Here is a 20,859-nt window from a genome sequence, read left to right as displayed (position 1 = left end):
TTGCATCAAGCGCTGCCGCACGCAGTTCAAGGAGTCCGAGCAATGCCACACGAAGGCAGCCTTTTACAAACCGCCGTCATCTTCCTCCTCGCCGCCGTGGTCGCCGTGCCGCTGGCCAAGCGCCTGCAACTGGGCGCCGTGCTCGGCTACCTGCTGGCTGGCGTGGCCATTGGTCCGCAGGCCCTGGGGCTGATCCGCGATACCGAGAGCGTTGCGCACATCTCCGAGCTGGGCGTGGTTTTGCTGCTGTTCATCATCGGCCTGGAGCTTTCACCACGACGCTTGTGGCTGATGCGCAAATCGGTGTTCGGCGTCGGCACCGCGCAAGTGTTCCTGACCGGCGCGGTACTCGGCGCAATCGCCCTGTTCGGCTTCAGCCAGACGCTCCCCGCAGCCATCGTGCTCGGCCTTGGTTTGGCCCTGTCATCCACCGCTCTGGGCCTTCAGAGCCTGGCCGAAAGCAAGCAGCTCAATGCACCCCACGGTCGGCTGGCCTTCGCCATCCTGCTGTTCCAGGACATCGCCGCCATCCCGTTGATCGCCCTGGTGCCGCTGCTGGCCGCCAGTGGCCCCGACACCAGCCACGGCGACAGCCTCGAACATGGCCTGAAGGTGTTCGCCAGCATCGCCATCGTCATCGTCGGCGGCCGCTACCTGCTGCGCCCGTTGTTCCGTATCGTCGCCCGCACTGGTTTGCCGGAAGTGTCCACCGCCACCGCGCTGCTGGTGGTGATCGGCACCGCCTGGTTGATGGAAGAGGCCGGCGTGTCCATGGCCCTGGGCGCCTTCCTCGCCGGCCTGCTGCTGGCTGACTCCGAATACCGCCATGAGCTGGAATCGCAGATCGAACCGTTCAAAGGCCTGCTGCTGGGCCTGTTCTTCATCAGCGTCGGCATGGGCGCCAACCTGCGCCTGCTGCTGGAAATGCCGCTGTTGCTGCTGGGCCTGACCCTGTTGTTGATCGGCGTGAAGCTTGCGTTGCTGATCGGCGTCGGCCGCCTGGCCGGTGGCCTGAACAGCGCCAGCGCCCTGCGCCTGGGAATGGTGCTGGCTGCCGGTGGCGAGTTCGCCTTCGTGGTGTTCAAGCTGGGCAAGGACCAGGGCCTGTTCGACACCCAGACCTACGACCTGCTGCTGATGACCATCACCCTGTCGATGGCCCTAACGCCGCTGCTGATGCTCGGCTGCGCCCGCGCCTTGAAGCGCCCGCAGCCCGCCCGCGAGGTGCCCGAGCAGTACAAGGCCATCGACGCTGGCACCCCGCGCGTGGTGATCGCCGGCATGGGCCGCATGGGCCAGATCGTCGCGCGCATCTTGCGGGCGCAGAAGATCCCGTTCATAGCCCTGGAGACCTCGGTGGACGCCATCGAGATGACCCGCATGTTCGAACAGGTGCCGGTGTTCTATGGCGACCCACTGCGCCCCGAAGTGCTGCACGCGGCCAAGGTTGGCGAGGCCGAGTACTTCATCATCACCATCGACGACCCCGAGGTGGCCATTCACACCGCGGAGCGGGCCAAGCGCCTGTACCCGCACCTGAAGGTGATCGCCCGGGCACGTAACCGTCAGCATGTGCACAAGCTGATGGACGTGGGCGCCGACCCGATCCGCGAGACGTTCTATTCCAGCCTGGAGATGAGCCGCCGCGCGCTGGTCGGGCTGGGGCTCACCGAAGCGCAGGCGACAGACCGCATCGCCCGCTTCACCGAGCATGACGAACAGGTGCTGGAGGCCCAGGGGCAGGTCCGCGACGACCGGGCCAAAGTGATGCAGACGGCCAAGGAAGCGCGGGTGGAGCTGGAGCGGTTGTTTGCGTCGGATGAGGATTGAGGGCCTCATGTGCATGTCTCGAGGGTTGTTTCGCCCATGAGATCGAGCGCCGCCCGCGCGGCGCATCGCCGGCAAGCCGGCTCCCACATCTGTTTCGGGCCAGTCATGCCTGCGCCGCCACGGCTGTACGCCTGGTGGGCACGACGCGGTTTCAGCATGAGCACCACTGGTGCCCCACCTGTCTCAAGACATGCGCCAAGGCGGGCAGCGGTACCTTCACAGGACTCACTGGCCCGAAACAGATGTGGGAGCTGGCTTGCCAGCGATGCGCCGCGCGGGCGGCGCTCGATCTGATAGGCGCCATAGACCTACAGGCTTACACCTGGTGGCCATTACTCAAGATCACCGGTGAAAACCGCGCGCACTCAATATCACCAGATAACTCCCACAGCTCCTGAAGAATTTTCTCGCTGGGCAACCTACGCCTAAGGAAATACCCTACAAGGTCTGTCGATACCCTTCTGATTGTCCGGGGAAATCATGCCCTCTAGGCTGACTGGGTCGCTGTCGGTTCAGCGATCGGGCGTGGAAACCCGGTAGTCCTGAGAAGGTGCCGTAATGGCAGTTGTATGCGGGAGGCCTCTGGCCTACCGGGTGACCTTCTTTCCGGATTTCCACCCCGTGTACAACTGCCGCCCTCTGCGTGGAAACGGACGGTTGCAGTCAAACCTGAAGAAGGAATCTGCAATGAAAAAGATCATCCCCGACCCACCCCTTCCCGACACCCGTCACCACGCCTTCGGCAAATGCGACGCCGGCCACCCACCGCTGTTTGCGGTCAACCCCAATATCAACGCCCACGACGCCTTGGTGCATGTCGCCGAGTACCTGCGCAGCGCCTACAACGTTGGCTACAAGGTGCTGGACCATATGGATGAAACCGGCAGGAGCCTGCTGTGGGCCAGCCTGCATGGGATCGAGATGGCCGAGGGCCTGACCGAGGCGATGCTGGAGGGTATCGAGTCGCCCTGAGCGACATTGCCTTCAAGGGAGTTGGATGAAGGCCATCACCGCCCGGTAGACTGCGCCCCACTACCCCGGCGCGCTGCGGAGATCGCCCCTTGGAAGACCTCAACTCCCTCTACTACTTCACCCAGGTGGTCGAGCACGGTGGCTTTGCCCCGGCCGGGCGGGCGCTGGACATGCCCAAGTCCAAGCTCAGCCGGCGCATCGCCGACCTCGAGGAGCGCCTCGGCGTGCGCCTGCTGCACCGTACCAGCCGACATTGCTCGCTGACCGAGATCGGCCAGGCCTACTACAACCGTTGCCTGGCCATGCGCGTCGAGGCCGAGGGCGCCGCCGAGATCATCGAGCGCAACCGCAGCGAGCCGCGTGGGCTGGTGCGCATCAGCTGTCCGACCACCCTGCTCAACTCCTGGGTCGGTCCGATGCTCACCCGCTACATGCTCAAGTACCCGCAGGTGGAGCTGTTCATCGAGAGCACCAACCGCCGCGTCGACCTGCTGCACGAGGGCTTCGACGTGGCGCTGCGGGTGCGCTTCCCGCCGCTGGAGAACACCGACATGGTGATGAAGGTGCTGAGCAACAGCACCCAGTGCCTGGTCGGGCATCCGTCGTTTCTCGAACAGCTTGCCGAAGGCTTCGACCCGCAGCAGCTCAGTGAGCTGCCCAGCGTCCATTGGGGCAGCGCCCAGCGTGAGTACCAGTGGGAGCTGTTCCAGGGCGAGGACATGAGCCGCAGCCTGGTGATCCCGCACACGCCGCGGATGGTCACCGATGATCTGTTTGCCTTGCGACACTTCGTGGTGGCGGGCGTGGGGATCGCGCACCTGCCCAGGGTGGCGGTGCGCGAGGACCTGGCGGCGGGACGCCTGGTGGAGATGCTGCCGGACTGGCATCCGCGATGCGGCATCGTACATGCGATCTTCCCGTCGCGGCGCGGACTGCTGCCGTCGGTGCGGTCGTTGATTGATCATCTGGCGGAGGAATTCGCCTTCAGCGACATGGCGTAGCGTCCCATCGCGTGGCACATCGGGACGCCACACCGCCGCTCCCACGTCCTGCGCAGGAGCGGGCCACCCTCAGAACGCGAAGCAGGAACAGCCCAGCGCCCCCCAGAACCCCTGGTAATCGCTCACCGGCACACTGGAATGCCGCGCCTTCTCATGGCTGTGGGCATGCACCCCGCACGGCCCGACACACTGGTGCAGCGCCGCCGCCATTAGTGCCCCGGCGCGCCAGTGCCCCGGCACCTTGGCCACCGGCGACCACTCGGGCAACACCGGCACCTGCGCCGGGCCCAGCTTGTCGAACTCGGCGGCGCCGTACACCACCTTGCCGTCGACAACGGTCAGCACCGACTCGATGCCCTTGATCGCCTCTTCATCGACGCTGAAGAAGTCCAGCGACAATGCCGCCAGGTCCGCCAGCTGGCCGACCTTGATCTGCCCCTTCTTGCCCTGCTCGCTGGAGAACCAGGCGCTGCCATGGGTGAATAGCTGCAGCGCGGTCTCGCGGCTCAAGCCCTCCGGGTACAGCTCCAAGCCACCAACGGTCTTGCCGCTGACCATCCAGTACAGCGACGTCCACGGGTTGTAGCTGGACACCCGCGTCGCGTCAGTCCCAGCCCCCACCGGCACGCCCATGTCGAGCATGCGCTTGATCGGCGGGGTGTGCTCGGCGGCCTTGGCGCCGTAGCGATCGACGAAGTATTCACCCTGGAAGGCCATGCGGTCCTGGATCGCAATGCCCCCGCCCAGCGCCCGCACCCGCTCGATATTCTGCGGGGTGATGGTCTCGGCATGGTCGAAAAACCATGGCAGGCCATTGAACGGAATGTCGCGGTTGACCTTCTCGAACACGTCGAGCATGCGCGAGATCGACTCGTCGTAGGTGGCGTGCAGGCGGAACGGCCAGCGCTGCTCGACCAGATGGCGCACCACCGGTTCCAGCTCCTGCTCCATGGTTTGCGGCAGGTCCGGGCGCGGTTCGAGGAAGTCCTCGAAGTCGGCGGCGGAGAACACCAGCATCTCGCCGGCACCGTTGTGGCGGAAGAAGTCGCTGCCGTCGCCCGGCTTGACCTTCTGCGTCCAGTTCTTGAAGTCGGTGAGCTCTTCCTTGGGTTTCTGGGTGAACAGGTTGTAGGCAATGCGCACGGTCAGCTGGTCGTTGTCGGCCAGCTCCTGGATCACCTGGTAGTCGTCCGGGTAGTTCTGGTAGCCGCCGCCGGCATCGATGGCGCTGGTCAGGCCCAGGCGGTTGAGCTCGCGCATGAACTGACGTGTGGAGTTGACCTGGTACTCCAATGGCAGCTTCGGCCCCTTGGCCAGGGTGGCGTAGAGGATCGTGGCATTGGGCCGGGCGATGAGCATGCCGGTGGGGTTGCCGAACTTGTCACGCTGGATCTCGCCACCCGGCGGATTCGGCGTGTCCTTGGTGTAGCCCACGGCCTTGAGCGCGGCGCGGTTGAGCAAGGCGCGATCGTACAGGTGCAGCAGGAACACCGGGGTGTCCGGCGCGGCCTGGTTGATCTCTTGCAAGGTGGGCATGCGCTTTTCGGCGAACTGGAATTCGTTCCAGCCGCCGACCACGCGCACCCACTGCGGGCTCGGCGTGCGTTCGGCCTGGTCCTTGAGCATGCGCAGGGCGTCGGCCAGCGATGGCACACCTTCCCAGCGCAGTTCGAGGTTGTAGTTCAGGCCGCCGCGGATCAGGTGCAGGTGCGAGTCGTTCAGGCCCGGAATCACCGTGCGCTGCTTGAGATCGATGATCTGCGTGGCGGTGCCCTTGTGGGCCATGGCTTCGGCGTCGCTGCCCACGGCGAGGAACTTGCCGTCCTTGATGGCAACGGCACTGGCGGTGGGCTTCTCGCGGTCAACGGTGTGCAGCTTGCCATTGAACAAGATGAGGTCGGCGGACATGGGATCTCCTGAAAGGGCGGCATGGGCGGAATCGGTGAACGGCAATGCGCTCCACAGCGCACCGGCGGCACCGAGTACAGTGCTGGTGGCGAGGAACTTGCGGCGACTCTGGTCGGTAGGGTCCTGGCTCATGGTGCTTTCCGTCCGGATGGGTGATCGGCAGGCGGTTGAAGGCTAGCAATGGATCACGGCTGGCGCTCAGCGGCGCAGCCAGCCGGCACAGCGGCGCGTCACCCAGGGCATGATGTAGAACACCACGGGCAGGATGACGAACAGGTTGGTGATCAAGTTGCCGGTGATCTGGCCACCCAACAGCGGATAGCGGGCAAACAGCGGCGCCAGTAATTGCGGAATGACCAGGGTCATCGGGCAGATCACCAGGTAGGTCAGCAAAGCCTGCTTCCAGCGCGGCGGTTGCGCGGCGCCGACGCTGGGCGGGGTGAACCAGAACTCCGGGTCATCGTGCACCTGGGTCTGATCGCCGTCTTCCAACAATGGCAGCACTTCACTGATCAACGCCTGGCGCTCGGCAGAGTTGACCCAGGCCTGCAGCAGGCCGGCGTCGGCGAAGCGCACCACGGTGGTGAAGTGGCGGCCGCCGTCGTCCGGGCGGATGACATTGACGTCCAGATGACCGGGCTGTTGGCGAGCGGTGGTCACGGCACGCTTGAGCCAGGTTTCGTAGTGCGCCAGCGCCTGGGCACGGACCTTGTGCTGGATCACAAGCGTGACGACGCTGCGGTTGCCTTCGGCTGCGGTGTTCATCGCTGACATTCCCTGGAGGTGAGCTGGCCTGTAACCACTGTGTAACGGCAGACGAGCGCTGGATTGGATGAGTGTGCTGCCTTGCCTGGCACCTCGAGGGTGCCAGGCTGTCGGCGGCTTACTTGCCGGCGGTCAGGGCGTTGTAGCTGGTGATCAGGTTGCGGTAATCAGGGATGTGGTTGGAGAACAGCGCCGCCAGCCCTTCGACGTCGTTGCGCCAGTCGCGGTGCAGCTCACAGGCCACGCCGAACCAGGTCATCAGCTGGGCACCGGCCTGGCTCATGCGGTCGTGGGCGGCGTCGCGGGTCATTTCGTTGAAGGTGCCGGAGGCGTCGGTGACCACGAACACATCGAACTCTTCTTCAAGGGCCGCCAGGGCCGGGAAGGCCACGCACACTTCGGTCACCACGCCAGCAATGATCAGCTGCTTCTTGCCAGTGGCCTTCACTGCCTTGACGAAATCTTCGTTGTCCCAGGCGTTGATCTGGCCGGGGCGGGCAATGTACGGGGCATCCGGGAACAGCTCTTTGAGCTCCGGCACCAGCGGGCCGTTGGGGCCTTGCTCGAAGCTGGTGGTGAGGATGGTCGGCAGGTTGAAGTACTTGGCCAGGTCGGCCAGGGCCAGCACGTTGTTCTTGAAGCGGTCCGGCTCGATGTCGCGAACCAGGGACAGCAGGCCGGCCTGGTGGTCGACCAGCAGTACGGCGGCGTCGTCTTTGTTCAGGCGGTTGTATTTGAAGTTGTTCATTGCCGGTGCTCCTTGGGTTTCGATCTTCAGTGGGTTGGGTGTTTCGCGTTGATGGGAGAAGATTAAAACCAGGACCTTTGTAGCGGTAGATAGCGAAATTTGGCTTTAGCGTTCTGTTTTATGAACGATGAAGCGGCATTGGCTGCACCGGCCTCATCGCCGGCAAGTCGCAGCGGCGAACCGCGGCTCCCACAGGGACGGCGTTGCCCCCATTGCCTGGCACCTCAAGCTGCTCTATTACTACGGACAGCCCTCCCCCGCACCGAGACCACCATGCTGGCGTTCATCCAGTCGTACCCGCTGTTGCTCGGCACCTTGCTGATCTTCCTCGACGTGTTGCTCTGGCAGTTGATCCCGCTGCAGCACAGGGTCTGGCGCATCGCCACACGGCTGGTGATCTTCCTGTTGTTCAGTGCGGTGTTGCTGACGGCCGGCATGAGCCCGCTGCAACCGCCACCCTGGGCCGACGACGTGTCACGCAACCTGATGGCCACGGTGCTGGCGATCGGCTGGTGGCTGTTCGGCGCGCGCACGGTGACCGTGGTGTTCGGCCAGTTGCTGGTGGCCCGCGGCAGCCACGGCGGGCGCCTGCTGCAGGATGTGCTCGGGGCGTTGATCTTCCTCGCCGCGGTGGTGGCTGCGGCGGCCTATGTGATGCAACTGCCGGTCAAGGGGCTGCTGGCCACCTCAGGGGTCATGGCCATCGTCATCGGCCTTGCGTTGCAGAGCACGCTGGCCGACGTGTTCTCGGGCATCGTGCTGAACACCACGCGGCCCTACCAGATCGGCGACTCGATCTCGATCGACGGTACCGAGGGCAAGGTGGTTGATATCGACTGGCGGGCCACCCGCCTGATCACTGGCAACAGCAGCCTGGCAGTGATCCCCAACTCGGTGGCGGCCAAGGCCAAGATCCTCAACTTCAGCCGCCCGGCCGAAGTGCACGGGGTGTCGATCAGCGTCGTGGTGCCGGCCAAGGTGCGCCCGCAACGGGTGTTCGATGCACTGGAGAAGAGCCTGCAAGGCACCAGCATCCTGCTGGACAAGCCGGCGCCCAAGGTCACGGTGAAGGCTTCGACACTTGAGTCAGTGGAGTACGAAGCCAGCGGTTTCATCGCCGAGATGTCGCGCAAGACCGAAGTGCGCAACCAGTTGTTCGACCTGGCCCACCGCCACCTTGAAGCCAGCGGCGTGACCTGGAACTCCGAGCAGGGCGCCCCGGTGCGCAGCCGCCAGCGCGAGCTGCTGGACGAGGTGCGGGTGTTCCGCTCGCTGAGCAACGAAGAGCGCGACGCCCTGAGCCAGCGCATGACCACGGTGGAATACCTCGCTGACCAGGTGATCCTCGACATCGGCGAGCGCTCGGAACATGTGCTGCTGATCAGCCGCGGCGTGGTGCTGGCGTCGGTGCGCGACGGCGAGCAGCTTATCGAAGGTGGCCGCATGGGGCCTGGCGAGGTGCTGGGGCTCGAGGGCCTGGTGGATGACGAGGCCTCGCCTGTCGAGTTTCGCGCCCTCAGTGGCTGCATGCTGTATCGCATCGACAAGGAACAGGTGCGCGGTTGCCTGGCCGAGAGCGGCGATGTGAAGTCGGCACTGACCAAACTGCAGCGGTTCCGGCGGCAGAAGCGCGAGTCACTGTTGTTGCAGAAGCCGGCGGTGGTGAAGAAGGGTGGCTTCCTCAGCTGGTTGCACAAATGACCGAGCTACGTCGCTCGCACGGGCCCTATCGCCGGCAAGCCGGCTCCCACAGGGTACGCGCAAAAGCCTGTGGGAGCTGCGGTTCGCCGCCGCGACTTGCCAGCGATGAGGCCGGCACAGGAACTACAGCACCACCCGCAGGCACTGCCCGGCGTGATACAGCGAGAACCCCGACTCGTAGAACGCCGTGCGCAACGATGGCGCGCTCACCGGCTTCATCGGCGAGAAGGGAATCGGCAGGCTGTCCGGGTCGTCCTTGAGCAAGAACTCGGCGAATGCCCGGCCGATCACCGTGCCGGTGGTGTTGCCGCGGCCGTTGTAGCCGGTCACCGCCACCAGCCCCGGCGCGGGTTCGAACAGGCGCATGAGGTGGTCCGGGGTGAAATCGATGCAGCCGGTCCAGTGCATCTCCCATTCGACCTTGCCCAACGCCGGGTAGTAGTGGCTCTGGATGCGGTCGGCCCAGCTGCGCACGAACCAGTCTGGCTTGTTGTCGACTCGGCCAAGGCTGCCGAGCAGCAACCGGCCCTGCTCGTCGCGGCGGATGCTGCTGAGCACGGTGCGGGTGTCCCACGAACCCTGCCCATGGGGCAGGACCTGGTCGGCGGCGGCGCCGTGCAACGGCTTGGAAGCGACCTGGTAGTAGTAGCCGCGGAAAAAGTGCTTCTGCAAATTGCTCCAGTCGCCTTCGGTGTAGGCGCCGGTAGAGATCACCACCTTGTCGGCGCGCACCGCGCCGCGCGCCGTTTTCACCCGCCAGGCATCGCCGTCGCGCTCCAGGCCTTCAACCGCGGACTGCTGGAACAGCTTGCCGCCCAGCCGGCTCACGGCAGCGGCGAGGCCCTGGGTATATCCCATGGGGTTGATGGTACCCGCGCGGCGGTCGAGCAGCGCGGCGGAAATCTTGTCGGTACCGCAGTACTCCTGGCATTGCGCGCCGGTCAGTAGCTCGACGTCGGCGCCGCGCCGGGCCCATTGCTGGTGGCGGGCCTCAAGGTCGGCGATGCCGGTGGCATTGTGTGCCATGTGCAGGGTGCCCTGATGGCGGGCCTGGCAGTCGATACCTAATCGTTCGATCATGCCGAACACTTCGCCCGGCGCCTCGCCGAGCACCTTGTTCAGGCGTCCGCCCTGCTTGTGCCCGAGGGTGGCCTCGACATCGTCGGGGCGGATCCAGGTGCCGGCGTTGACCAGGCCGACGTTGCGCCCGGAGCCGCCATGGCCGATCTTCCAGGCCTCCAGCAGGATCACCGACTTGCCCTGCTCCAGCAGGTGAATCGCTGCAGACAGGCCGGTGATGCCGCCACCGATCACGCAGACATCGGCCTTGTGCTCGCCGGCCAGGGCCTGGGCGGCAACGGTCGGCTGGGTGATGTGTTCCCACAAGCATTCTTGACGCAGTTCGGACATGACCGGCTCCAGCAGATTTTATTCTTGTTGCGGCCCATCGCCGGCAAGCCGGCTCCCACAGAGATCGACGCGGTCGCTGTGGGAGCCGGCTTGCCGGCGAAACGGGGGCAAAGCCCCCGCGACGATCATCAGTCGAACACGATCCCTTGCGCCAGTGGCAGTTCGCGAGAGTAGTTCACGGTATTGGTCTGGCGACGCATGTAGCCTTTCCAGGCATCCGAACCAGACTCACGGCCACCGCCGGTTTCCTTCTCGCCACCGAAAGCCCCGCCGATCTCCGCGCCGCTGGTGCCGATGTTGACGTTGGCGATGCCGCAGTCGCTGCCCGAGGCGCTCTGGAAACGTTCAGCCTCGCGCAGGTCGGTGGTGAAGATGCATGACGACAGGCCTTGCGGCACTTCGTTGTTCAGGCGCAGGGCCTCTTCGAAGTCGTCGTAGGCCAGCACGTAGAGAATCGGCGCGAAGGTCTCGTGGCGCACCACCTCGCTCTGGGCCGGCATCTCGGCAATGGCCGGCGACACGTAGTAGGCGTTCGGGTACTGCTCGGCGAGCTGGCGTTCGCCACCGAATACCTGCCCGCCTTCGTCGCGGGCCTTGGCCAGTGCACCCTGCATGGCATCGAACGACTGCTTGTCGATCAGCGGGCCGACCAGGTTGTCCTTGCGAGGGTCACCGATGCGCACCTTGCCGTAGGCGGCTTTGACACGGGCGACCACGTCGTCCTTGATCGAGCGGTGCACGATCAGCCGGCGCAGGGTGGTGCAGCGCTGGCCGGCGGTGCCGACGGCAGAGAACAGGATGCCGCGCACGGCCAGGTCGAGGTCGGCGCTCGGGGCCAGGATCATGGCGTTGTTGCCACCCAGCTCGAGGATGCTGCGGCCGAAACGCGCCGCTACACGCGGGCCCACTTCGCGGCCCATGCGGGTGCTGCCGGTGGCACTGACCAACGCCACGCGTGAATCGTCGACCAGGGCTTCGCCGGCGTCGCGACCACCAATCACCAGTTGCGCCACACCTGCCGGGGCGTCGCCGAAGGCTTTCAGGGCTTTGTCGAACAGCGCCTGGCACGCCAACGCAGTGAGTGGGGTCTTCTCGGACGGCTTCCACACCACGGCGTTACCCGCCACCAGCGCCAGCGCGGTGTTCCACGCCCACACCGCGACCGGGAAGTTGAAGGCGCTGATCACCCCGACCACACCCAGCGGGTGCCAGGTTTCACGCATATGGTGGCCCGGGCGCTCGGAGGCGATGGTCAGGCCGTACAGCTGGCGCGACAGGCCGACGGCGAAGTCGCAGATATCGATCATTTCCTGCACTTCGCCCAGGCCTTCCTGGGTGATCTTGCCAGCTTCGATCGAGACCAGCTCGCCGAGGTCAGCCTTGTGCTCGCGCAGCACCTCGCCGAACAGGCGCACCAGCTCGCCACGACGGGGGGCCGGCACGCTGCGCCAGGCTTCGAAGGCCTGTTGCGCCTGGTCGATGCGGGCAACAGTGTCGGCCTTGCCGAGCAACTTCACCGAGGCGATCTGGCTGCCGTCGATCGGGGTATGGACAGGGTAATCGCCCTGGGTGTGGGCCGCGGCGGCAACGCCCAGGCGCTCGAGCAATCCAGCAACCATCATGCTTCTCCTTACATCGGGTGAAGGGGTTGAAAATGTCGTGGGTCAGTATTAATCCGATTACTCGGGTGCAACAAACGACCTTTATTCCGCATATCATTCCACCAGGTAATGATTTCAGCCGCCGAGACCGCTTATGTCCAAACGCCTGGTACCGTCCATGACCGCCCTGCAGTGCTTCGAGGCCGCAGCCCGTCACCTGAGCTTCACCCGCGCCGCCGAGGAACTGCACCTGACGCAGAGCGCGGTAAGCAAGCAAGTGGCGCAGCTCGAGGAAATGCTGCGCCATCACCTGTTCCTGCGCATCCGCCGACGCCTGCAACTGACGCCGGCCGGCAGCCTGTACCTGGCCGAGGTGAACAAGATCCTTACCCAGGTGGACATGTCCAGCCGCTATGTCCTGAGCTACGGCTCGCAGACCGAAGTATTGAAGGTAGCCACTCAACCGAGTTTCGGCGTGCGCTGGCTGATCCCGCACCTCAAGGGCTTCGGCAAGCGCCACCCGAACCTGCACCTGGACATCCGCAACGAGATGGAACCGTTCGCCTTGCTGCAGGGCTCGGCCGACGTGGTGTTCTTCTATGGCCAGGGCACCTGGCCCGGGGCGACCTGTATCGAGCTGTTCGGCGAAGAGGTGGTGCCGGTGTGCGCGCCGGAGTTGTTGCAAGGGCGCACGCTGCCTGACGCCGGCGCGGTGGCGGAGCTGGTGCTGCTGCAGAGCACCTCGCGACCGCAGGCGTGGCACGAATGGTTCCTGGAGCAGGGGCTGCATACCGACAACAGCTACCATGGGCCGCGCTTCGACACCTTCTACATGGCCTTGAGCGCGGCGCAGGCCGGATGCGGGGTGGCGTTGGTGCCCAGTTACCTGGTGGCCAAAGAGCTGGCTGAGGGCAGCCTGGTGCTGGCCTGGGAGCATGCGATGAAAAGCAATGGCGCGCATTACCTGGCGTATGCCGAACATGCGGCGGAGGTGCCGAAGGTGCGGGCGTTGGTGGAGTGGGTGCGCGAACAACTGCAGGCTTGAGATCGCCGGGGCCGCGTTGCGGCCCTCCAGCCAAGCGCCGTCCCTGTGGGAGCTGGCTTGCCAGCGATGAGACCCTCACAAACAACACAACACAGTTGCTCCCCCAGGACCGGGTTTCCCCGCGATAGGGCCGTCAAGATCGATCAAAAATGGAATGAAACCCGCACTTTTTTTCGCTTGTATGGCATCTCCATTCCCAGCTTTCATGTAAGTGTCCTCCACTCACCCAGGAAGCTTGCGATGCCCGCCCACGATTTCGTCAGCCCCGACAGCATCCGTGCGCAGTTCTCTGCCGCCATGTCGCTCATGTACAAGCAGGAAGTCCCCCTGTATGGCACGCTGCTTGAACTGGTGAGCGAAACCAATCGGCAGGTCATGGCCGCGCAGCCCAAGGTGGCCGAGGCCCTGCGCTGGACCGGCGAGATCGAACGTCTCGACCAGGAGCGCCATGGCGCCATCCGCGTGGGCACCGCCGAGGAGCTCGCCACCATCGCCCGCCTGTTCGCGGTCATGGGCATGGCGCCGGTCGGCTATTACGACCTGAGCTCGGCCGGCGTACCGGTGCATTCCACTGCGTTTCGTGCCGTGCACGAGCAGTCGCTGCATGTCAGCCCGTTCCGCGTGTTCACTTCGCTGCTGCGCCTGGAACTGATCGACAGCCCGCAACTGCGCACACTGGCCCAGGGCATTCTCGACAAGCGGCAGATCTTCACTGCCCGTGTACTGGAACTGATCGCCCAATGCGAACGCGATGGTGGCCTGAACGCGAGCGATGCCGAGGCCTTCGTCCAGGAAGCGCTGCACACCTTCCGCTGGCACCAGGACGCCACCGTTACCGCCGACCAGTACCAGCAACTGCACGACCAGCACCGCCTGATCGCTGACGTGGTGGCGTTCAAAGGCCCCCACATCAACCACCTGACACCGCGCACCCTGGACATCGACGCCATCCAGCTCGGCATGCCGGCCAAGGGCATTCCACCCAAGGCCGTGGTCGAAGGGCCACCCACCCGCCGCCAGCCGATCCTGCTACGCCAGACCAGCTTCAAGGCCCTGCAGGAAAAGGTCGCTTTCAGCGATGCCCAGGGCAGTCACACGGCGCGCTTCGGCGAGATCGAACAACGCGGCGCAGCGCTGACGCCCAAAGGGCGCCAGCTGTACGACCGCCTGCTGGACGCGACCCGCGCGGCCCTGGGAGGCGTGCCCGCCGAGGCCAACGCAGAACACTACATGAGCCTGCTCGCCGAGCATTTCGCCGAATTTCCGGACGACCTGGGGCAGATGCGCGAACAAGGGCTGGCCTACTTCCGCTATTTCGCCACCGACAAGGGACTGGCGGCGCGTGGGCAGCCTGGCCGACCTACCACCCTGGAAGGGCTGATCGACGCCGGGCATGTGCATTACGAGGCGCTGGTGTACGAGGACTTCCTGCCGGTGAGTGCGGCGGGGATTTTCCAGTCCAATCTGGGAGACGAGGGGCAGGCCGACTATGGCAGCAACGCCAACCGCGAAGCCTTCGAGCAGGCGCTGGGGCTGAAGGTGCAGGATGAGCTGGCGCTGTATGCGCAGAGCGAGCGGCGCTCGTTGCAGGCGTGTGCGCAGGCGTTGGGTCTGAGCGCGATGTAGGGCTTCGCAAAGCCGGGGCCGCTTTGCGGCCCCAATGCACTACCGATGAGTCCGGAACCGATCCACTTCCTGGCGCAACTGCCCCGCCAGTCCTTCCAGCTCGCGGGCCGTCATGGCCAGTTCATTGGCCACATCGCGCTGTTCGCTGTTGGCCTGGGCGATGCTCTGCAGGTTGCGGCTGAGCACCGTCGCGGTGCTGCTCTGCTCCTGGGTCGCGGTGCTGATCACGGCGAACTGCTCGCCCGCCACCCGGCTCTGCTCATCGATGCGCGCCAGGGCTTCGGCCACCTTGTCGTTGCGCGCCAGGCCTTCCTGCATCAGCTGGTTGCCCTGCTCCAGCGTGCTGATGGCATGGCCGGTCTGCTGCTGGATGCTGGCGATCATGCCCGAGATCTCGTCGGTGGCCTGGCGGGTGCGCGCGGCCAGGCCGCGGACCTCGTCGGCGACCACGGCGAAACCACGGCCCTGCTCGCCAGCCCGGGCCGCTTCGATGGCGGCATTGAGCGCCAGCAGGTTGGTCTGCTCGGCAATCGAGGTGATCACGCCGACAATGCCGCCGATCTCCTGCGAGCGAGCGCCCAAGGTGTCCATCACACTGGCAGTACCGCCCAGTGCCTCGGCGATCTGCCGCAGGGAAACCGAGGCTTCGTCCATGGCGCTGCGACCGATACGGGTCTGCTGCGCGTTATCGCGGGCCATGCGCTCGGTCCCGGCCATGTTGTCGGCAATGTTCATCGAGGTGGCACTGAACTCCTCCACCGCACCGGCCATGCTGGTGATCTCGCCGGACTGCTGGTCCATGCCCTCGCAGGCGCCGGACGACAGGCCCGACAACGAGCGGGCACGGCCACTGACCTGGTCGGAGGCGGCACGGATATGCTCGACCATGGTCGCCAGGGCATCGCCCATCTTGTTGAAGCTGCGGGCGAGCTGGCCGATCTCGTCATGGCTGGTGACGCTCAGGCGGGCATTCAGGTCGCCAGCGCCGAGGGCTTCGGCCTGGCGCACCAGGTCGCCCAGCGGGCGCAGTTTGCGGCGCAGCAGCCAGAGGGTCGCGGCCACGGCCAGCAGCATCGCCAGTACGCTGCCGATGGCCAGGCGCAGGCCGACGCTCCAGGTCACTTCGCGGATCTCGCCCTCGGGCATGCTTGCCACCACGGTCCACGGCCCCTCGGCGAACGGCTCGGTGACGCTGAGCAAAGGCTCGCCGGCACCGGCCCAGAACTGCCCTGCCCCCGGTTTGATCGCCTTGACCGCCTGGGCCGCCGCCTCGCCGTCGCGCACCTCGGCCGGCGGCACCAGCCACTTGCCCTGCTCGTCCAGCAACGCCAGCGAACCGGTCTGGCCGATGCGGAAGCGCTTGAGGTTGGCGAACTGGGCGTTCTGCGCGTCGGTGTAGTCGAAGCCGACGAACAGCACTGCGATCACCCGGCCACCGCTATCGCGCACCGGCACATAGCGGGTCATGTAGTTGCGCTCGAACAGCACGGCACGGCCGACGTAGGTCTGCCCGGCTATCAGTTTCGGATAAGCCGGGTGCTGGCGGTCGAGCTGGGTGCCGATGGCGCGGCTGCCGTCCTGCTTGGTCAGGCTGGTGCTAATGCGCACGAAGTCGTCACCGCTGCGCACGAACAGGGTCGCAACACCGGCCGTCATCTGCTGGAACTCGTCGACCTGGTGGAAATCGTTGTTCAACAGGTGGTCACCCAGGTACAGCGCAGGCGTCGCGACACCTGCGACGTTGACCGTTTCCCCCGCGTGCAGCGCCAGTCCGCTGGCGAACCGCCGCTCGAACAGACCGCTCAGGCGCTGGGTATTGTCCTTTAGCGAACCGTGGAAGGTATCGAGCTGATCGGCCAGCAGCCGCGCCTCGCTGGCCAGGTGCGCCTGGCGCGTGGTGAGGTTGGCGTCGTCCAGCGAACGCAGGGCGAACAGGGTGCTACCGGTGATCACCAGCGCCAGCACGATGGCGAGGGCAATCCCGAGCTGCGAGGCGATTCGGGCACGCGGTTGAGACATGGCAAGGCTCCTGGCAAGAGGCCGGGATCGTCCTGATCACGCTGACCGCCCGCTGCATATCGACGGGGAATCGCGTCCTCTTCCGGGACGCTGGTGCAAGTTGATCGGCGTCTGTAGGAAATACTTGAGTGCAGGACCGGGATATTCGCAAACGTTTTCTTGCCGTGGCCTCAGAGGGGTTGTCAGCCCTGTGCCGACAGGATTTGCACAGCCGGCAAATCCATCGCCGCCGCCTCCTCCTGCAAAAACACACTGAGCCGGCGCAACCGCTCCCCGCCCGGCCGGGTCCGTGGCCACACCAGGTAGTAGTCCATGCCGCTGGCTACCGCAGTCGGCCAGGGCAGGCTCAACCGCCGCTGCGCCACATCCTCGGCCACCATCAGCAGGTCGCCCATGGAGATTCCGTAGCCCCGCGCGGCGGCGATCATGCCCAGCTCCAAGGTGTCGAACACCTGCCCGCCCTTGAGCGAGATCTTGTCGGTCAGGCCCATGCGCGCCAGCCAAGCCCGCCAGTCGCGCTTGTCCGGCGTGGGATGCAGCAGCTCGATACCGGCCAGGCGGCGCTCGTCCCAAGGCGCATCATCGAGCAGGTCCGGCGCACCTACCGGAATCAGCAACTCGGAGAACAACCGGCGCACTTCCCAGTCCGCCGGGAAGCTGCCATCGCTGAGCAGCACTGCACAGTCGAACGGCTCCTGGTTGAAGTCGACATGGTCGACATCCATCCAGGCACTGGTGAGTTGCACCTCGTTGCCGGGCTGCAGATGGCGGAAGCGACTCAGGCGCGCCAGCAGCCAGCGCATGGTCAGGGTTGAAGGGGCCTTCATGCGCAGGATGTCATCTTCGCCGCGCAAGGTTTCGCAAGCCCGCTCCAGGGAAGCAAAACCATCACGCACACCAGGCAGCAGCATGCGCGCGGCTTCGGTCAGCTGCAAGCTGCGGCCATTGCGCACGAACAGGCGACAGGCGAAATGCTCCTCCAGGGTGCGGATATGCCGGCTGACCGCGCTCTGGGTAATCGCCAGCTCTTCCCCGGCGCGGGTGAACGAGCTCAGCCGAGCAGCGGCTTCAAATGCGCGCAACGCATAAAGCGGAGGCAGTTGGCGAATCATGGCGCACCTGTCATACGGGAGCTGGATAGGAGCAAATGATCATACAGGCATGAGTCAGACTCATGACACCGATCGCATTTATCCTTTTGTGCAAAGCTGACCGAAGCCTCAGAATCGACGGCTCGCTTCCAGAATCATCAAGAAGGACCGCCCCCATGCACGTCGCGCCCACCACCGAACTCAAGGCTTTGCTGCGCCTGGCCGGGCCGCTGATCGCCTCGCAGTTGGCGCACATGCTGATGGTGCTCACCGACACCCTGATGATGGCCCGCATCAGCCCGCAGGCCCTGGCCGGCGGTGGCCTGGGCGCGGCGAGCTACTCGTTCGTGTCGATCTTCTGCCTGGGCGTGATCGCCGCGGTCGGCACGCTGGTGGCCATCCGCAAGGGCGCCAACGACATCGAGGGCGTCACCCGCCTGGCGCAGAGCGGCCTGTGGCTGGCCTGGGGCCTGGCGCTGGTCTCGGCACTGGTGATGTGGAACCTCAAGCCGGTGCTGCTGTTGTTCGGCCAGAAGCCGGAGAACGTCGACTCGGCGATGCAGTTGCTGACCCTGCTGCCGCTCGCCCTCCCCGGCTACATGACTTTCATGGCCCTGCGCGGTTTTACCAGTGCCCTGGGCCACTCCACGCCGGTGATGGTCATCAGCCTGGTGGGCACGGTGTTCAACTACCTGTTCAACCACGCCCTGATCGAAGGCATGTTCGGCCTGCCCAAGCTGGGGCTGATGGGTATTGGCCTGGTCACGGCGGTGGTGACCCTGGGCATGGCCATCGCGCTCGCACTGTATATCCGCTGGCACAAGGCCTATGCCGCCTACCCGCTGCGCAAGGGCCTGCTGCGCCCTTCCCTGCCGGCACTGCGCGAGCTGTGGCGGCTGGGCCTGCCGATCGGCGGCACCTATATGGTCGAAGTTGGTCTGTTCGCCTTTGCCGCCCTGTGCATGGGCGTGCTCGGCAGCACGGAGCTGGCGGCGCACCAGATCGCCCTGCAGATCGTCTCCACCGCGTTCATGGTGCCGACGGGCCTTTCGTATGCGGTGACCATGCGCGTCGGCCTTTATTACGGCGCCGGCAACTTGCTGGCGGCCCGTAGCGCCGGGCGCGTGGGCATTGGTTTTGGCGCATCGCTGATGTTCGCCTTCGCGGCACTGTTCTGGTTGCTGCCGGATGCCCTGGTCGGGCTGTTCATCGACCGCAACGACCCGGCCTTCGCCGCGATCTTCATGCTGGCCGTGCAATTGGTGATGGTGGCGGCGTGGTTCGAACTGTTCGATGGCGTGCAGACCATTGCCATGGGCTCGATCCGCGGCCTGAAGGACGCCAAGACCACCTTCCTGATCGGCCTGGTGTGCTACTGGCTTGTGGGTGCGCCAAGTGCCTGGCTGTTCGCCTTCACCTTCGGTGGCGGTGCACAGGGTATCTGGTGGGGGCTGGCCCTGGGTCTGGCCTGCGCAGCGGTGGCGCTGACGTTCGGCTTCGAATGGCGGATGAAGCGGCTGCTGGGCAAGGCTGAGCGTGCACGGCGGGCAGCATTGTCGGTCTGAGCCCCCCGGAGCCGCTGCGCGCGCCATCGCCGCGCGGGCGGCGCTCGATTTCACAAGCGCCGCAACTGTATCGCTGAACACTTTGAAGTCAGCATCCATCTAAAAACTGTACTACTGTACTGCTATATACCTCACTTCCTGCCGACCATTTCCCTGCCAACACCACAAAACCGCACCAAAAAAGTGCGCACCAGTACAGTTCCCTCAATAACCGGTGCAACAGTCGCTTTCAACAGTTAACTGGCCCATCACAATACACCTGAACTGTACCTACTGTTCTGGACGAGAGAGGAGGAAGATGGGCACCAGTTAAATCACTCCCTAATGCCGCCACAAGCGGAAGGATGACACATCATGGAACGTACCCTCAGTTCCGACCTGGTTTTCGAAAACGCCCAAGCTTCCAACGCCGCCCTGCCGCTGCGCCTCCTGTCCACCCTGGTACTGTGGCAGCGCCGCATGGCCAGCCGCCGCCAGCTGGCGCGCCTGGACTCCCGCCTGCTGGCCGACGCCGGTATCAGCGAGTCGCAGCGCTACGAAGAGCTGAGCAAGCCTTTCTGGCGCTAAGCGCCGGCCGCCGGCCCAGGCCGGCACCGTGAATTCTCAAGAACCCGTCGCAGGCAACTGCGGCGGGTTTTTTGTTTTAAGCCGTGCAATAGAGCACTCGCGCACGCAAGCATAACAGTTTAATAAAACTGAAAATCTACAGATACAGTTACGATTTGATCCGTTTTCCGCGTCCAGGCGTCAGAACCGCCGCGTGTTACGCTTGTCTTACGCGCCTGGCATATAAAGTACCGTGACGAGCCAAGCGAGCGTCCGATAACCAGAACCACCCTTGACCCTGTGCAGGAGTCCACCAACATGTCCCGTTATCACCTGATTGGCGCCGCCTTGCTGCTGTCCCTCACCGGTGCCGCCCACGCCACCAGTTTCGTCGTCACCACCGATGCCGTCGTCGGCGCCGTAGCCGCCTCGACCGATGCCACGTCCGATATCTCCTCCTCGTTCCGCGACGACAAGATCGTCAAGGCCGCCCGTGACGATGCCGCCAGCTTCGTCGGCAGCGATGGCGCCATCCGCGGCGCCAAGCTGGAAAGCGCATTCGTGCACATCCGCCAGCAGTTGCCGGCCCTGCAAGCCAGCGATGCGCAGCTGGCGCGCGCCATCCTCGCCATCTGATCTTGCCCTTGCCCCGGATTCACTGGCCCCGAGCCGTGCATCCGGGGTAGCCTTCGCAGCCCGAGACAATCGCCACTTCAAAGCCCATGCGTTACCTACTGCTTTCCTTTGTCGCCCTGGCCTGCATGAACAGCGCCCAGGCGATGGATGCCACCACCCAGAGCCTGGTCATCACGGGTTACGTCACCAGCCAAGTGACTGCCGCCCCCTTCGACCGCAAACGGATCGTCGCGGCCCGTGACGATGCAGCCGCGTTCGTCGCCAGCGACGGCCTGATCCGTGGCGCCCGCCTGGAGGCGGCGTTCGACGCCCTGCGCCACGGCAGCGCCCGGCACTCTGTCGGCGACCGTGAACTGGCCGAGGCGATTCTCGTCCAATAACTACACCCGCTCCCT

General features: G+C 65.1%; 17 protein-coding genes. 10 read left to right on the top strand and 7 right to left on the bottom strand.

Annotated elements, in window-relative coordinates:
• Positions 1 to 42: 42 nt before the first annotated feature.
• The 3 genes from LOY42_RS00625 (at position 43) to LOY42_RS00615 (ending at position 3,803) form a co-directional block, all read left to right on the top strand.
• A complete protein-coding gene (locus LOY42_RS00625) occupies positions 43 to 1,830 on the top strand; it encodes a monovalent cation:proton antiporter-2 (CPA2) family protein (RefSeq protein ID WP_258599676.1) in 1,788 nt (595 codons plus the stop codon).
• 687 nt (positions 1,831 to 2,517) lie between these two features.
• Positions 2,518 to 2,802 carry a DUF6124 family protein gene (locus LOY42_RS00620; RefSeq protein WP_258599675.1) on the top strand — a complete coding sequence of 95 codons (285 nt, stop codon included), beginning with the start codon at positions 2,518 to 2,520 and terminating at the stop codon, positions 2,800 to 2,802.
• 89 nt (positions 2,803 to 2,891) lie between these two features.
• Positions 2,892 to 3,803, top strand: a complete 912-nt coding sequence (locus tag LOY42_RS00615) for a LysR substrate-binding domain-containing protein (RefSeq protein ID WP_102683047.1) — start codon at positions 2,892 to 2,894, stop codon at positions 3,801 to 3,803.
• A 69-nt stretch (positions 3,804 to 3,872) separates the two neighbouring features.
• On the opposite strand, the gene LOY42_RS00610 is transcribed toward LOY42_RS00615, so the two are convergent.
• The 3 genes from LOY42_RS00610 to ycaC all read right to left on the bottom strand — a co-directional run bounded on the left by LOY42_RS00610 (position 3,873) and on the right by ycaC (position 7,224).
• Complete coding sequence (locus LOY42_RS00610) at positions 3,873 to 5,843, bottom strand: amidohydrolase (protein ID WP_258599674.1); 1,971 nt, start codon at positions 5,841 to 5,843, stop codon at positions 3,873 to 3,875.
• A 66-nt stretch (positions 5,844 to 5,909) separates the two neighbouring features.
• On the bottom strand, positions 5,910 to 6,476 hold the full coding sequence (locus LOY42_RS00605; protein WP_102683046.1) for an antibiotic biosynthesis monooxygenase: 567 nt from the start codon (positions 6,474 to 6,476) through the stop codon (positions 5,910 to 5,912).
• Between the two features lie 118 nt (positions 6,477 to 6,594).
• The gene (gene ycaC, locus LOY42_RS00600) at positions 6,595 to 7,224 is read right to left on the bottom strand and encodes an isochorismate family cysteine hydrolase YcaC (protein WP_046853656.1); all 630 of its coding nucleotides are present in this window, start codon (positions 7,222 to 7,224) and stop codon (positions 6,595 to 6,597) included.
• Positions 7,225 to 7,497: 273 nt separating this feature from the next.
• Here ycaC and LOY42_RS00595 point away from each other — a divergent pair, with 273 nt between their 5' ends.
• The gene (locus LOY42_RS00595; protein ID WP_139674557.1) at positions 7,498 to 8,925 is read left to right on the top strand and encodes a mechanosensitive ion channel domain-containing protein; all 1,428 of its coding nucleotides are present in this window, start codon (positions 7,498 to 7,500) and stop codon (positions 8,923 to 8,925) included.
• A gap of 123 nt (positions 8,926 to 9,048) precedes the next feature.
• Here LOY42_RS00595 and LOY42_RS00590 read toward each other — a convergent pair whose 3' ends face one another.
• Positions 9,049 to 10,335 (bottom strand): FAD-binding oxidoreductase, encoded by a 1,287-nt coding sequence (locus LOY42_RS00590; RefSeq protein WP_139674559.1) that lies wholly within the window; start codon positions 10,333 to 10,335, stop codon positions 9,049 to 9,051.
• A gap of 128 nt (positions 10,336 to 10,463) precedes the next feature.
• Positions 10,464 to 11,954 (bottom strand): aldehyde dehydrogenase family protein, encoded by a 1,491-nt coding sequence (locus LOY42_RS00585; protein ID WP_102683042.1) that lies wholly within the window; start codon positions 11,952 to 11,954, stop codon positions 10,464 to 10,466.
• Between the two features lie 136 nt (positions 11,955 to 12,090).
• On the opposite strand from LOY42_RS00585, the gene LOY42_RS00580 reads away from it, so the two are divergent.
• Positions 12,091 to 12,981, top strand: coding sequence for a LysR family transcriptional regulator (locus LOY42_RS00580; protein WP_258599673.1), 891 nt, complete (start codon positions 12,091 to 12,093; stop codon positions 12,979 to 12,981).
• 240 nt (positions 12,982 to 13,221) lie between these two features.
• Positions 13,222 to 14,607: a VOC family protein gene (locus LOY42_RS00575; protein WP_258599672.1), complete on the top strand. Its 1,386-nt coding sequence runs from the start codon at positions 13,222 to 13,224 to the stop codon at positions 14,605 to 14,607.
• 39 nt (positions 14,608 to 14,646) lie between these two features.
• Here the strand turns inward: LOY42_RS00575 and LOY42_RS00570 are convergent, their stop codons facing one another.
• Positions 14,647 to 16,626 carry a methyl-accepting chemotaxis protein gene (locus tag LOY42_RS00570; protein WP_258599671.1) on the bottom strand — a complete coding sequence of 660 codons (1,980 nt, stop codon included), beginning with the start codon at positions 16,624 to 16,626 and terminating at the stop codon, positions 14,647 to 14,649.
• A 182-nt stretch (positions 16,627 to 16,808) separates the two neighbouring features.
• Complete coding sequence (locus LOY42_RS00565; protein WP_102683038.1) at positions 16,809 to 17,738, bottom strand: LysR substrate-binding domain-containing protein; 930 nt, start codon at positions 17,736 to 17,738, stop codon at positions 16,809 to 16,811.
• Positions 17,739 to 17,893: 155 nt separating this feature from the next.
• On the opposite strand from LOY42_RS00565, the gene LOY42_RS00560 reads away from it, so the two are divergent.
• The 4 genes from LOY42_RS00560 to LOY42_RS00545 all read left to right on the top strand — a co-directional run bounded on the left by LOY42_RS00560 (position 17,894) and on the right by LOY42_RS00545 (position 20,844).
• Positions 17,894 to 19,282 carry a NorM family multidrug efflux MATE transporter gene (locus tag LOY42_RS00560; RefSeq protein ID WP_038707124.1) on the top strand — a complete coding sequence of 463 codons (1,389 nt, stop codon included), beginning with the start codon at positions 17,894 to 17,896 and terminating at the stop codon, positions 19,280 to 19,282.
• Between the two features lie 354 nt (positions 19,283 to 19,636).
• Positions 19,637 to 19,849, top strand: coding sequence for a DUF1127 domain-containing protein (locus tag LOY42_RS00555; RefSeq protein WP_258599670.1), 213 nt, complete (start codon positions 19,637 to 19,639; stop codon positions 19,847 to 19,849).
• A gap of 297 nt (positions 19,850 to 20,146) precedes the next feature.
• Positions 20,147 to 20,464, top strand: coding sequence for a DUF2388 domain-containing protein (locus tag LOY42_RS00550; RefSeq protein ID WP_102683036.1), 318 nt, complete (start codon positions 20,147 to 20,149; stop codon positions 20,462 to 20,464).
• Between the two features lie 86 nt (positions 20,465 to 20,550).
• Complete coding sequence (locus LOY42_RS00545) at positions 20,551 to 20,844, top strand: DUF2388 domain-containing protein (RefSeq protein ID WP_139674573.1); 294 nt, start codon at positions 20,551 to 20,553, stop codon at positions 20,842 to 20,844.
• Positions 20,845 to 20,859: the final 15 nt, after the last annotated feature.

The organism is Pseudomonas sp. B21-023, assembly GCF_024749165.1.
GTDB lineage: Bacteria > Pseudomonadota > Gammaproteobacteria > Pseudomonadales > Pseudomonadaceae > Aquipseudomonas.
This window is presented reverse-complemented; position numbering and strand designations above follow the sequence as displayed.

Excerpts from the sequence above, each read along its gene's own strand:
- LOY42_RS00625 (WP_258599676.1), top strand. The coding sequence starts at position 43 with ATGCCACACGAAGGCAGCCTTTTACAAACCGCCGTCATCTTCCTCCTC.
- LOY42_RS00620 (WP_258599675.1), top strand. The coding sequence starts at position 2,518 with ATGAAAAAGATCATCCCCGACCCACCCCTTCCCGACACCCGTCACCAC.
- LOY42_RS00610 (WP_258599674.1), bottom strand. The coding sequence starts at position 5,843 with ATGAGCCAGGACCCTACCGACCAGAGTCGCCGCAAGTTCCTCGCCACC.
- LOY42_RS00605 (WP_102683046.1), bottom strand. The coding sequence starts at position 6,476 with ATGAACACCGCAGCCGAAGGCAACCGCAGCGTCGTCACGCTTGTGATC.
- ycaC (WP_046853656.1), bottom strand. The coding sequence starts at position 7,224 with ATGAACAACTTCAAATACAACCGCCTGAACAAAGACGACGCCGCCGTA.
- LOY42_RS00595 (WP_139674557.1), top strand. The coding sequence starts at position 7,498 with ATGCTGGCGTTCATCCAGTCGTACCCGCTGTTGCTCGGCACCTTGCTG.
- LOY42_RS00590 (WP_139674559.1), bottom strand. The coding sequence starts at position 10,335 with ATGTCCGAACTGCGTCAAGAATGCTTGTGGGAACACATCACCCAGCCG.
- LOY42_RS00585 (WP_102683042.1), bottom strand. The coding sequence starts at position 11,954 with ATGGTTGCTGGATTGCTCGAGCGCCTGGGCGTTGCCGCCGCGGCCCAC.
- LOY42_RS00580 (WP_258599673.1), top strand. The coding sequence starts at position 12,091 with ATGTCCAAACGCCTGGTACCGTCCATGACCGCCCTGCAGTGCTTCGAG.
- LOY42_RS00575 (WP_258599672.1), top strand. The coding sequence starts at position 13,222 with ATGCCCGCCCACGATTTCGTCAGCCCCGACAGCATCCGTGCGCAGTTC.
- LOY42_RS00570 (WP_258599671.1), bottom strand. The coding sequence starts at position 16,626 with ATGTCTCAACCGCGTGCCCGAATCGCCTCGCAGCTCGGGATTGCCCTC.
- LOY42_RS00565 (WP_102683038.1), bottom strand. The coding sequence starts at position 17,738 with ATGATTCGCCAACTGCCTCCGCTTTATGCGTTGCGCGCATTTGAAGCC.
- LOY42_RS00560 (WP_038707124.1), top strand. The coding sequence starts at position 17,894 with ATGCACGTCGCGCCCACCACCGAACTCAAGGCTTTGCTGCGCCTGGCC.
- LOY42_RS00555 (WP_258599670.1), top strand. The coding sequence starts at position 19,637 with ATGGAACGTACCCTCAGTTCCGACCTGGTTTTCGAAAACGCCCAAGCT.
- LOY42_RS00550 (WP_102683036.1), top strand. The coding sequence starts at position 20,147 with ATGTCCCGTTATCACCTGATTGGCGCCGCCTTGCTGCTGTCCCTCACC.
- LOY42_RS00545 (WP_139674573.1), top strand. The coding sequence starts at position 20,551 with ATGCGTTACCTACTGCTTTCCTTTGTCGCCCTGGCCTGCATGAACAGC.